This window comes from Saccharopolyspora galaxeae (assembly GCF_016526145.1).
Lineage (GTDB): Bacteria > Actinomycetota > Actinomycetes > Mycobacteriales > Pseudonocardiaceae > Saccharopolyspora_C > Saccharopolyspora_C galaxeae.
On record NZ_JADDUE010000008.1, the window covers coordinates 197,103 to 209,807 of the forward strand.

Annotated in this window: 11 protein-coding genes; all 11 read left to right on the forward strand. The window is 65.5% G+C overall.

The features are described from left to right. Positions 1-67 precede the first annotated feature (67 nt). The 11 genes from INP57_RS19445 (at position 68) to rfbH (ending at position 11,891) form a co-directional block, all read left to right on the forward strand. Positions 68-1,105 (forward strand): GNAT family N-acetyltransferase, encoded by a 1,038-nt coding sequence (locus tag INP57_RS19445; RefSeq protein ID WP_200071699.1) that lies wholly within the window; start codon positions 68-70, stop codon positions 1,103-1,105. 60 nt (positions 1,106-1,165) lie between these two features. Beyond that, positions 1,166-1,531 (forward strand): nucleotide pyrophosphohydrolase, encoded by a 366-nt coding sequence (locus tag INP57_RS19450; protein WP_200071700.1) that lies wholly within the window; start codon positions 1,166-1,168, stop codon positions 1,529-1,531. A 176-nt stretch (positions 1,532-1,707) separates the two neighbouring features. Further along, on the forward strand, positions 1,708-2,874 hold the full coding sequence (locus INP57_RS19455; RefSeq protein ID WP_200071701.1) for a DegT/DnrJ/EryC1/StrS family aminotransferase: 1,167 nt from the start codon (positions 1,708-1,710) through the stop codon (positions 2,872-2,874). A 46-nt stretch (positions 2,875-2,920) separates the two neighbouring features. Next, a complete protein-coding gene (locus INP57_RS19460; protein WP_200071702.1) occupies positions 2,921-4,429 on the forward strand; it encodes a glycosyltransferase family 4 protein in 1,509 nt (502 codons plus the stop codon). Positions 4,430-4,520: 91 nt separating this feature from the next. Further along, positions 4,521-5,237: a class I SAM-dependent methyltransferase gene (locus INP57_RS19465; protein WP_200071703.1), complete on the forward strand. Its 717-nt coding sequence runs from the start codon at positions 4,521-4,523 to the stop codon at positions 5,235-5,237. Between the two features lie 25 nt (positions 5,238-5,262). Further along, positions 5,263-5,835: a TIR domain-containing protein gene (locus INP57_RS19470; RefSeq protein ID WP_200071704.1), complete on the forward strand. Its 573-nt coding sequence runs from the start codon at positions 5,263-5,265 to the stop codon at positions 5,833-5,835. Beyond that, positions 5,832-7,025: a hydroxymethylcytosylglucuronate/cytosylglucuronate synthase gene (locus INP57_RS19475; protein ID WP_200071705.1), complete on the forward strand. Its 1,194-nt coding sequence runs from the start codon at positions 5,832-5,834 to the stop codon at positions 7,023-7,025. Before INP57_RS19470 ends, INP57_RS19475 begins: the two co-directional genes overlap by 4 nt. An 86-nt stretch (positions 7,026-7,111) precedes the next feature. Further along, complete coding sequence (locus INP57_RS19480; RefSeq protein WP_200071706.1) at positions 7,112-8,551, forward strand: NDP-hexose 2,3-dehydratase family protein; 1,440 nt, start codon at positions 7,112-7,114, stop codon at positions 8,549-8,551. A 25-nt stretch (positions 8,552-8,576) separates the two neighbouring features. Continuing rightward, positions 8,577-9,563 (forward strand): Gfo/Idh/MocA family protein, encoded by a 987-nt coding sequence (locus INP57_RS19485; RefSeq protein WP_233627894.1) that lies wholly within the window; start codon positions 8,577-8,579, stop codon positions 9,561-9,563. Beyond that, positions 9,560-10,504: an NAD-dependent epimerase/dehydratase family protein gene (locus tag INP57_RS19490; protein ID WP_200071707.1), complete on the forward strand. Its 945-nt coding sequence runs from the start codon at positions 9,560-9,562 to the stop codon at positions 10,502-10,504. Before INP57_RS19485 ends, INP57_RS19490 begins: the two co-directional genes overlap by 4 nt. A gap of 82 nt (positions 10,505-10,586) precedes the next feature. Next, complete coding sequence (rfbH, locus tag INP57_RS19495) at positions 10,587-11,891, forward strand: lipopolysaccharide biosynthesis protein RfbH (protein ID WP_200071708.1); 1,305 nt, start codon at positions 10,587-10,589, stop codon at positions 11,889-11,891. Positions 11,892-12,705: the final 814 nt, after the last annotated feature.

Below are 12,705 nucleotides of genomic sequence, written 5' to 3' on the forward strand. Positions count from 1 at the left end.
GCTTCGTTCCGAAACATCTGCCAAGGTGGCGGCCGGGGTGTCGCGCGAAGCGGTCGAGGAGCGGGGTGTGCGCGATGCCGTGGGGACGACAGGGGAGCACAACTGCGTGCGACTTGCCGCGGAGTGCGATCGGGAGTTCGTGCATGCGCTGTTCGACCAAGCGCTCTCCGATCACTACGACGGCGATCACGTCGCACACGCAGATCGCGTTCTGGACACCCACCTCAACGGTGGTGTCGATCGGAACGGCCACTTCTCCCTGCTGCAGAGGATGTTTGTGCTCACCGACGGGCGGAACCAGCTCGGACTGGTGCACCTCGTCCACAAGCGACAAGGGACGGTCAAGATCAGCCCGTTGATCGTTCATCCGACGGCACGGCGGAGCGGAACCGGTGGCCGGATGTTGCTCGATGCTGCTGAGCGCTTCGCCCGCGAACTCGGAGCCCGCCAGCTGTACTGCACGGTGGCCGAGACCAACGATTCGGCGCTTGGATTCTTCCGGCACCACGGCTTCGTCCTGGCCGGCTCGGCGTTTGAGCAGTACAAGCGCGGGGTGTGCGAGCTCATTCTCTACAAAGAACTGCGGCGGTCCCGTGAACGTCCAGGTCAAGGTGCGCTGACCGTGCGTCCGCTTGCCGATGCGGACGTACCGGCACTGTCTTCGCTGGTGCTGTCAGCGTTCGACCCAGTGTGCGAGGGATTGGGCGCGGATTGGGTCGATGCGCTCGTCGCGGCATACCGGCGGCGGCACATCGCTGACGTCAACGTCAAGTACAAGGACGTGCGCGTTGCGGTTGACGGTGGTGGGCAGGTGCGCGGGGTTGCGGCCGCAGGACCGAAGAAGGGCGGGGCAGTCAAGGTGATGCCGCTGTGCGCCAGCGACGCGGCAGCACTGTCCGAGTTGCTTGTCTTGTTGCCGCATTACGCTTGCCCGAGCGGCGGACGGATGTATTCCCACCAGCCTCCAGACTCCATGGTCTCACGTGTCATGCAGCAGCACGGTTGGCAGGTCGAGGCGCTGCTTCCGGGTGCTTACCGCGATGATCACTGCATGGTCCAGTGGAGCCTTCGAGTGCCTCCTAGCTCAGCACAGGCCCTGTGCTGAGCGGACGCTCATCCCACACGTCCGAATCCCGCCTCCCGCCACCCCGAAGGGACGCAATGCATGAGTAACCTGCACCGCTACGCCGACCGCTTGTTCGCCTTCGTCGAGGAACGCGACTGGGCGCGGTTCGAGAACCCGAAAAATCTGGCCATGGCGCTCGGAGGCGAGTGCGGAGAGCTGCTCGCACTCCTGCAGTGGCGAGACGGCGAGGCCGCGCAGCGGGAGTTGGCCGACCCGCGGTTCCGCCGCGAGTTCGGCTACGAGCTCGCCGACATCCTCAACTACTTGTTGCGACTGGCACGCAACGCCGAGATCGACATCGTCGAGGTCGCGGAGGAGAAGCTCGCCGTGAACGAACGTCGCTACCCTGCCGACAAGGCGCGGGGCAACACGGCGAAGTACACCGAGCTAGCCGAGACCGAGTAGAGCGCCCACGCCCCGGAAATGCGCACGCTTCCCCACCATCGCGACCTAGCCGTCGAGAGCCTTCGCGTCCTCGTCCCGCGGCTAGGGCTGGCCGTCGCCCCTCGCGGTCGGCAAACCGCGACACGGCACGAAGAGCAGCCCTGGCCTCACCGGGCCTCTCCTGCGATGGAGAAAAATTGACTACCACGCACCCGAACGAATCCGCTTCCGTTCCGCATCGCATTCCTCTGTTCCACCCGACAGTTCCGCCGGGGGCCCAAGAGAGGGTGGCCCAAGTTCTGCAATCGCCCTGGCTGGGGCTGGGCCCGGTTACCGAGCAATTCGAGGCCGCATTCGGCCAGAAAGTCGGGTCCGACCACGTCGTCGCCGTGAACTCAGGTACCGCCGCTCTGCACTTGGCGTTGCGCCTGGCGGGCGCGGGGCCGGGCGACGAGGTTGTGCTGCCCGCGAACACCTTCATCGCCACCGGGCACGCGGTGCTGTATGAGGGTGCCATGCCGGTGTTCGCCGATATCAATCCGAGTACCGGAAACATCGATCCGGAGCATCTGCAGTCGGTGCTATCACCGCGCACCGCCGCGGTCATAATCGTTCATTATGCGGGGACCCCGTGCGACCTCGATGCCATTTACGACGTAGCACGGAGGACCGGGATCGCGGTGATCGAGGACTGCGCGCACGCGTGCGGCGCCGAGTACAGGGGCCGCCCGATCGGGTCAGCGGCGACCTATCAAGCGTTCTCCTTCCACGCCACGAAGAACCTGGCGACTGGCGAGGGCGGAGCGCTGGTCGTGCCAGATGCCGACACCCGCGACCGTGCGGCTCGGTTACGTCGTTTCGGCATCGACAAGCCTCGAACAGCGCAGAGCGCTCCGGCCAGTGCTCGCTGGGATTACGCGGTCGACGAAGTCGGCTTCAAGTACAACATGAGCGATATCCACGCAGCGATCGGCTTGGCTCAGTTGGAGGAGCTCGACGAGATCAACGCGTACAGGACCGCTCTTGTCCGCCGGTACACCCGTCACCTGCGCGGTTTGACCGGCGTACGAATGCTGGATCGTCCCTTCGGTGTGACGAGTGGCAACTTCGTCCTGCCCGTGCTGGTCGAGCATCGCGACGAGCTTATGGACGCGTTGGACAAGGCGGGAATCGAGACGGGAGTGCACTTCCGTCGCATCGACTCCCATCCGATGTACACGCCGGCGGAATTGCCTCAAACGGAGTGGTTCTGGCGTCGAACGCTGTCGCTTCCGGTGCATGCGGGACTGTGTAAGCACGATGTAGATGCGGTGTGCGAAGTGATCACCGAACATCTGACTGATCGTTCTCGCGCCGCCATCTGAATCCCTGTAGCGCCACCACTGAGCTACGTTCTTGTTGGAGTGAATCATGCGCATCCTATTTGTTTGCAGCATTTACCTGCCGCTCACCGGTGGCTGCCAGGATCCGATCAACCAGGTCGGGCAGCGCTTCGTGGATGAGGGCCACGAGGTGCACGTGTTGACCAAGCGGTGGCCGGACGATCTGCCGGAGACCGAGGTCATCAACGGCATCGTGGTCCACCGCGTGACCAGTCCGCTGTTGCCGTCGGAGTTTTCCGAGACGACTGAACCCGTCGGGCGGCTCATCCGCGAGCACCCGCCGGATGCGGTGCACGCGATCGGACTACGCCGACCCTTGCCAGCCTACGCGCTCATGATCGCTCGCCTCTGCGGTGCCCCCGTCGTCCTCACCATCGGCGGGTGGGACATTCCCGATCCGCGCGACCCGGAACCGGAGAAGGTCTGGCTCACCGGACAGGAGTTCGTTCCCCAATCGATGCAGCAGGCCGACCTGGTCACCGCCGCCTCCGCAGATCTCGCACGGTTGACCGAGTCCGCGATGCCCGAGCTCGCACCGGTGGAGGCCACGTACGTGGGCATCGACTACGCCTTCTTCGCCGAGGCTGCACCCTATCCGCATCCCCGGCCTTACCTGTTGTCGTTGCGGCGGTTGGAGGCGTCGAAGGGCGTCGACCGGCTGGTGCGTGCGTTCGCAACGGTGGCCGCCGAGATTCCCGGGCACGATCTGGTGATCGCGGGTGACGGAGCGGAGCGGGGCAAGCTGGCTGCGTTGGCCGACGAACTCGGCGTGCGCGACCGCGTCGTGTTCCTCGGTGAGGTGCAGCTCGATGCGGCCGCGTCCTTGTTGCGCGGGGCGTCGCTGACCGCCGTCCCCTCAATTGCCGAGGGCGGCGGTCTGGTCAATGTCGAGGCGCAGGCCGCGGGCTGCCCGGTCATCGCCACCCGCACCGGTGGCATTACCGAATACCTTCAAGGCGAGGGGGGAGCGCACTTCATCGACGTTCCGGACCCCGATTCCCTCGCCGAGGGCATCTTGCGATTGCTCCGGGACACCGACTACCGCGAGCGGCTCGTCGCGGTTGGGAGAGAGAAGGCGCACCGCTTCGACTGGGCCTCGTTGGCCGATGACTACTACGACCTGTACCGGCGGGCGCAGCACAAGGCCCCCTTGACGGAGTTCGAACCGTGGTCCCCGCTGACCCGCCTCCTGTACGAGGAGTTCCGCGCGCATCGGGACCGTGTTGCGCCGGCGACGGAGGCGTGGGAGTCCGAGCACCGACGCGAGCGCGATGTGCTCGCCGCTGCTCCCGAGCACTTCCGGCGACTCGGCCAAGGTGCACGTCGCTGGTACTACGCGGGAGTCGTCGCCGGACGGGACGGTGACGCTCTCAACGAGGCTGCCGACCGGGTGTGGCGAGCGTTCCGCGACACGGCACCGGAGGCCGTCAACACGGCGCTGGCCGAAGCCGCCGAATGGGGGCGTTTCGACTTCGAAGAGGTCGCCACCTACGTGGCGCTGCAGACCGACACGCACGAGCTGGGAACTACCCGATGAGGCGAGGCGTGTGGCCACTGCGCACGGCGTGCAGTTGGAGGGGAGTTCTGATATGAGGTCGAACGGTGCGAGCAGCGGCAAATCTGGTTTCGTGGACTCCTCCTCGTTCTACGACGAACTGGCAGAGCACTACGATCTGGTCGCTGCAGAGCGCAGACCGTACTTGGACACCGTGGATCGCCTGCTGAGGACACGCTGGACCGGTGTGCGGAGGATGCTGGACATCGGCTGCGGCGATGGCGCTCGGGTGGGGCGGTTGGCTGGCGCACTCGGCGTCGAAGACCTGTGGCTGACGGACAACAGTGCCGAGATGGTGCGCCGCGCCGGTCAGACCGTTCCCAACGCCGAGGTGCGCCAGGTCGACGTCTCGGATAACGAGCAGTGCCGTGCCCTAGAGGGCGGCTTCGATCTTGTCACCTGTCTGGGCAACATCTTCGGACATATGTCGGCTCAACAGCGCCTCGAGGGGTTGCGCAACCTCCGCGGACTGCTGGCGCCCGACGGCGCCATCTTCCTGGACCTCAACAACCGCTACAACGTGGCGCAATACGGAGTGCGGCGCGTACTGGTCAACGTCTTTGCTGATCTGGTGGGGCGAGGCGGTGGCGACTTCCACACGACCCGCCTGATCGATGGTCGAGCCGTGACGACCCCAGTTCACCTGACCCACCACGGAGAGGTGACCGAGCTGGTGGGCGCCGCAGGACTGCATCCGCGAGCGACCTGGTTCGCGCATTACGGCGACGGACGGTTGGTGCGCACGCCGTGGCGCGGCCAAATCGTGATGGAACTCAGGAACGCGGGTTGAGCGACAACGTGGTGGAGGTGCCGGCATGGCCGATCGGGCAAGAGTGTTCTTGGCAGCCCCTTTCGTTCAGTTCATGAACGAAGAAGGGCACGTGACCGAGCACTGGCGACAACGGCTGGGTCAGCTGCGCGAACAGCTGTTGACCGCCGGTGCGGCGGTGTTCAATGCCCACCACAACGAGGGGTGGGGCGCGAAGGGTCTGCCCCCGGAGCAGTGCGTACCCAGCGATTTGCGGGGGTTGGTGAGTTGCGACGTGGTGTGCGCCTACGTGGGGAATCCCGTCTCGACCGGCGTCGCGCTCGAGCTCGGATGGGCTTCCCTGCTACGGAAGCCCGTGGTGCTCGCCGCAGACGAAGACGTCGAACCGAGTCCCATGCTGCGCGGTTTGGCCTCGATCACGTTGGTCGAACAGATCTCGCTGCCAGCTGGGCTCGACGAGGCCGGCGCCAACGCGATCGTGGCCGCAACACTGCGCTTAATCGAGCGGCAACAAGCGTGGGGACCGTCGCCGTGGCGCGACGCGGACCTGGACTCGGCTCTGGCGTACGTCGTGCCGACCGAGACGGGCCGGAACGGCGACGCGACGGTGACAGCATGAACGCGGAATCAGTGGTGACCGTCGCTGTCGTCGGTGTCGAGTTCGGCTGGGGCAGCGCGGGCCTCCTGGACACACTCGTGCGACGCATCCGGGAGAAGACGACGCGCCCGATGCGCTTCGTTGGAATGAGCAGCGGTCTCGGCCGACCGTTGCTGCGGGACTCCGGGATCGAACGCTGGTACGAGCTCAGCGAGGACGATCCGAAGTCCTACGCGGAAGTGGCGCGAGCGGAAGGGATCTCGGCGGCGCTCTCGGTTCTCGACGCGCCCGCGGCGAAGGCGTTGGAGGCCGTGGGTGTGCCCACCGTGTTCGTCGATGCCTTGCCGTTCCTGTGGACGTCGGGAGACACGGACTGGTTGCCGGCCGACGTGTCGGTGTACTGCGCGCAGCGGTGCCCGGAGCTGCCGGAAGAGGCGCGGGAACTGTTCACACGGGTTGAGGGGCTGCACTGGGTCGGCGCTGTGGTCCCGGACGGCAGCCTGGGGTCGGCAACACCGGTGGAGTCTGCAGAGGCGGGTCGTGCGCTGGTAGTGCTCGGCGGACTGCGGAGCCCTCAGCTCGACGATGTCACGATCTATCCGCGACTCGTCGTGCCGCCGGTGTTGCGTGCGCTACGAAGCCACGGGTTCGACTCGGTGCATGTGTGCGGCAACCTCCCGGATGAGCTCGTCAAGCAGTTCGCCGACCTGCACGGGCAGGGGCTTCGGGTCACTGCGGGACCGTTCGGACGTGGGGAGTTCGGTCGTGCATTGCGCCAGTCCGAGATGGTGCTGACCCAGCCCGGACTGATGACCTTGCTCGAAGCCGGCACGGCCGGGGCACCGCTGGTGCGGCTTCCGCCGCAAAACGTTGCCGGGATCTTCCAGGCCCGATTCCACCGGGACACGGTGGCCGACGGAATCGGAGTCCCCTGGCCGGAGTTCGTGGTCTCCGAGTTCGCGGCCGTCGCAGCACGTGCCGATGGCGAGCTCGCGGCGAACGAGGTCGTCTACGGCGGTATCGCACGGGGGCTCGACCACCTCGATGAGGTCCACCGCCTGCTGGTCGAGCGGACCGAGGACGCCATCTCCCAGACCAGGCGCACCCCACCGGACGCCTGGCCGGGCCTGGTCCGGGCGGTGGGCACGGACGGTGCCGACGAGGTGGCCGAGCACCTGTTCAAGCTGATCGATCGCGGCGGCAAGACGTAGGAGTGCGGACCGGTTCGCACCCGCGGCGCTTGAGCCACACAGGCGCATCCGCGGGTTCGTACGACAAGACGTCGGAGGCAATCGGGTTGGAGACGAGTGAGCAGCGTGGGCTCCCCTGGCGGAACGAGGGGGTCGTCGATGGCGCGGCCATTGAGCGGGCCGTCCAGCTGGACGGAGGATTTCGAACTTGGTTCGACGAAAGACGACGGCACAACTCCTGCTCCGTGCAGGAGGTGCCCTTGGCGGAACTCAGCGGGTGGGAATTCCAGGACAGCACCGGCAACCTTAGGCACGAGAGCGGCCGGTTCTTCTCCGTGGAAGGGCTGCGCGTGCAGGCGAGCACCTCGCCGGTGCCGGAGTGGTCGCAGCCGATCATTCACCAGCCCGAAATCGGGTTGTTGGGCATCCTAGTACGGCGGATCGACGGGGTGTTGCACTGCCTGATGCAAGCCAAGGCGGAGCCCGGGAATCCCGGCGGTGTCCAGCTGTCTCCCACTGTGCAGGCGACCCGCAGCAATTACATGCGGGTGCACCGCGGGGGGTCTATCCGGTACTTGGACCACTTCCGATCGCCTGGGCGGCGACGAGTGCTGGTGGACGTGCTGCAGTCCGAACAGGGGTCGTGGTTTTTCCGGAAGCGAAACCGCAACATGGTGGTGGAGGTCGACGCGGACGTGGAGGTGGCCGCCGACTTCCGCTGGGTCGCTCTGCGGGACCTTCGCGCGCTGCTGGACGTCGACAACATGGTGAACATGGACGCCCGGACCGTGCTTTCGTGCCTCCCGGCGCCGTTGACCGCGGAGCTGGGTTCCCCCGTCGGGAACAGGACCGAGTTCGGCACCGCGCTGGCTCGGTCGATGACTTCCGAGGTCGGCGCTGCTCACCCCGGTCACTCCACAGTGGATCTGCTGAGCTGGTTCACCGAGGCTAAGGCCCGCCAGGATCTCGTTGCCGATCGTATTCCGCTGACCGAAGTGCCCAAGTGGCACGTGTCCGAGCGCGGTCTCGCTCACGCCGACGGCAAGCACTTCCGCATCCTCGGTGCGCGTGTCATCGCTCCGAACAGGGAGGTGCCCGCATGGACGCAACCGCTGTTGGCACCGTGCGGACGCGGTGTTGTGGCGTTCTTGAGCAGACGGATACGCGGAACGCCCCACTTCCTTGTCCAAGCGCGGGTCCAGCATGGGCATATGGACACCGTCGAGCTTGGACCCACCGTGCAGTGCATTCCCGACACCTATAGCGACTTCCCGCTCGAACACCGGCCGCCGTACTTGGACTACCTACTGCAGGAACTGCGGCCTGAGCGAATCCGCTACGACCGGGTCCAATCCGAAGAAGGCGGGCGATTTTTCCAGGCGGAAAACCGCTACGTGGTGGCCGAGGTCGAAGACGACCTGCCGATCGACGAACCCGGACGGTTCCGCTGGGTGACCCTGCCGCAACTCGTGGCGCTGCTGCGGCACAGCCACTACCTGAACGTGGAGGCCCGCAGCCTCGTTGCCTGCTTACACAGCCTGTGGTGAGGGGAAGGGACAGATCACCGACATGATGACGGCATCTCAGGCGGTCCGAATCGGCGTGCTCGGATGCGCCGACGTCGCGCAGAGACGCACGCTGCCGTCCCTGCGAGACGTTCCGGGGTTGACTCTGACGGCCATGGCCAGCAGGAGTCCGGAGCGTGCCCGGGAATTCGCCGAGCGCTTCGGGGGCGTACCGCTGGACAGTTACGAGGCACTGCTCGAATCGGACGACGTGGACGCGGTCTACGTGCCATTGCCACCGGCGCTGCACGAGGAATGGGTCGGCAAGGCCCTCCGGGCGGGCAAGCACGTGCTGGTCGAGAAGCCCTTCGCCACGGACGCCGAGCAAGCTTCGCGGATGCTCGCGCTGGCTGCTGAGTGTGGTCGGGTGCTCATGGAAAACCTGATGTTCCTGCACCACGGCCAACACGAGCGGGTGTGTCAGATGGTTGCACACGGCGCGATTGGCGAGCCGCGGCACTTCGAGGGTGTGTTCGGTTTCCCCCCGCTGTGTGGGGACGACTACCGATACGACCCCGTGCTCGGCGGAGGCGCCCTGCTGGACGCAGGGATTTATCCACTGCGCGCCGCCACCCTCCAGCTCGGTCAAGAGCTGGAACCGGAAGGAGCAGTGCTGGTTCGAGACCCACAGTCCGGAGTGGACGTTTCCGGGCACGCCTTGCTTCACACACCCAGTGGTCACATCGCCCAAGTGTCGTTCGGTTTCGAGTTCGCCTACCGGTGCGTTTACTCCCTGTGGGGAAGCGAAGGACGAATCGTGCTTGACCGCGCCTACACCCCGCCCTGGTGGCACCAGCCGACCATCCGTATCGAGCGCGACGACCGCGTCGAAGAGATCCGATTGCCGGCGCAGGACCAGTTCGCCTCGTCGCTGCGCGCGTTCGCCGGCGCCGTTCTCGGCAGCGCGCGACCTCACGACGAGCCGGAGGACGTGCTGCGCCAGGCGCGACTGATCGAGCGGATCCGGAACTGCGCGTCGGAGATCATCCGATGAATCCGGCACGCACCGCGGTGGTGGTGGGGGGCTCCGGCTTCATTGGACGGCACATCTGCCAGGCGCTGCGCGGCAGCGGCTGGAACGTCGTCGTCGGCGGCAGGCGCGGCGGTTCCGTACGAGGCTGCAGGACGTTCGCCGTCCGACCCGGCCCGAGCCGTACCGACGAGCTCGCCGAACTGGTGACCCGATCGGGCGCCTCTGTAGTGGTCAACAGCGCCGGGGCCGTGTGGGATCCAACCCGTGCGGCATTCGATGACTCCAACGTCCGCTGCGCCGAGGATCTAGCTCTCGCAGTGGCGCGCGTGCAACCCCGTCCTTGGTTGGTGCATCTCGGCTCGTCCTTCGAGTACGCACCGGTACCGCGCGGCACAGCGCTGGACGAACACGCCCCGACCGGGCCGTGCACCGACTACGGGAAATCCAAGCTGGCCGGGACTGACCGGGTGCTGACCCTCGCACGGGAACACAACCTGCCCGCAGTAGTGCTGCGCGTGTTCAACGCGATCGGGCCCGACGTGCCGCCGAGGAGCCTGCTCGGCCGCGTCGTGTCGACGCTGCGACAGGCTCAGGAAGCGAACCAACGGGCGGAGGTCTCGCTGCCAACCCGCATCCAGTGGCGGGATTGGGTCGATGTCCGCGACGTGGCGGACGCCGTGGCAAGGGCCGCAGGCGATCCCTTCGAGAGGGAACCGGAAGTGGTCAACATCGGAGGCGGTGTAGCTACCGACACCGGAACCCTCGTCCGTGAACTTGTGCAGATCAGCGGCGTTGCGGCGAACTTGCGCAGCCCAGGGGTCGTTGACCCGGGTGTTGACGACGGCCTGGACTGGCAATGCGCCGATATCGCTCATGCTCATCGGCGATGGGGATGGCGTCCAGCCCGTTCGTTGCACCGGACGCTGCACGACTTATGGGACACGGCAGAACGGCGAACGTGAGGCGAGATCGTGGCGGCCACATGTGATACCGCCACCAAAGGCACGAGGACGACACAGCACCCGACACGGACAGGGAGTCGCCATGAATCGCAGCATCAAGGACTCCATCCTCGACCAGGTGCGGGAATACCACGCGCGGCACGAGGACGGCGAATTCGTACCCGGGACGACCCCCGTGCTGACTTCCGGGGCGGTGCTGGACGAGCGGGACCGCGCAGCGGTGGTGGAGGCAGCTCTTGACATGCGCATCGCCCACGGGACCTATGCGCAGCGGTTCGAGCGTACGTTCGCCAAATACTTCGGCTTGCGCAAGGCGCACCTGACGAATTCGGGATCGTCGGCGAACCTGCTCGCCCTGTCAGCGTTGACGGCGCCGGAGCTCGGGGACCGTCGTCTCCGGGCGGAGGACGAGGTGATCACGGTTGCCACCGGCTTTCCCACCACGGTGAATCCGATCGTGCAGAATGGCCTGACTCCGGTCTTCGTCGACATCGACCCGCAGACGTACAACACCACAGCCGACCGCGTGGCGGCTGCGATCGGCCCTAGGACTCGTGCCATCGCAATCGCGCACGCCCTGGGCAATCCGTTCGAAGTGGCCGAGATAGCCGAGCTCGCAGAAGAACACGGCCTGTGGTTACTGGAGGACAACTGCGACGCAGTGGGATCTGCCTACCAGGCGCGCCCGACCGGAACATTCGGCCATCTGAGCACGGTCAGCTTCTACCCGGCTCACCACATCACGATGGGGGAGGGCGGCTGCGTGCTGACCTCGAGCCTGGAACTTGCCCGGTTGGTCGAGTCATATCGTGACTGGGGGCGCGACTGCTGGTGCGAGCCCGGCGAGGACGACCGCTGCCGAAGGCGTTTCGACTGGCAGCTGGGGACCCTGCCACACGGCTACGATCACAAGTACATCTTCTCTCACATCGGCTACAACCTGAAGACGACCGACCTGCAGGCGGCATTGGGCCTGAGCCAGCTCGCCCGAATCGACGAATTCGGGAAAAAGCGGCGAGAGAACTGGCAGCGATTGCGAGCCGAGCTGGATGGCTTGCCGGGCTTGGTGTTGCCGGAGCCGACGCCCGGCAGTGATCCGAGCTGGTTCGGCTTCGTCCTTTCGGTTCGACCGGATGCGTCGTTCACCCGGCAAGAGATCCAGTCTCACCTCGAGGCTAACGCCGTTCGAACCCGACTGCTGTTCAGCGGAAACTTGACACGGCATCCGGCATACCAAGACGTCGAATACCGCGTGGCGGGTGCTCTCGTCAACAGTGACGCGGTCACTCACCGTGCGTTCTGGATCGGTGTGTATCCGGGCATTACCAATAACATGCTTGACCATGTGGTTGACACCGTTCGTTCGTTCGTTCGTTCCCGCTCTTGAGGAAGGCCCCCTCGTCGTGGCGGAAGTTTCGGGGAGTGCGTGGACCAGTGGAGCGATCTGGACTCTCGCATCATGGCCGAGGATGTGGTCGGCGATATCACGGCCCGCACGGTCTGGGAAAGACTGGACGAGGAGCCTTCGGCGATGTTCTTTGTCGGGATCTGCCTGGCCGAGAGGCGGTAGGAGATGGTCGGGCAGGTGGATACCGAGCAGTTTTCTGGCCACAAAGGACAGTCCCTGGAATACGGCAAGGACGTCTGGACGAAGTACATCCTCCCAACCCAGCACGTGCTATATTTCGGTCTGCAGGCGAAGAAAAAAGCTCGACGCCGCCGGGGCGAGCCGGTCCAGCAACGCCAACATCGCCGAGATCTACGACCAGGTGCTGATGCTGCTCGGGACACAAGATCTTCGATTTCTAAAACAACAAGCACGTCCTAGTACTGCAACGGCACTCGGGTATATCTGGTTGTGGATCGTAGTGGATCATGGTCGGGATGGTGCTGGATGTGATCTCGGCGGAGTTGGAACGGCTGCATGCGCGGATCGCGTGGCCGTGTCGAAAAACCTCGCCACACAACCAAATTCGGCGCCAACCAGCCAGACATGATCACCTACACCTTAGCAGAGCTCCGCCGCCTGTTGATCAACCTCATCGCCCGGACGCCCCACCCGGCTCAACACGTCTGGTCCTGGTCACGCTGGCGCCGACGACGCCAACACCAAGCCCGACACTGCCACTACCGACAACGCGGCTACCCGCTTTGAGTGCCGTTGCAGTACTAAGCGGGTGTCTAAAGGACGGGCGCGCACC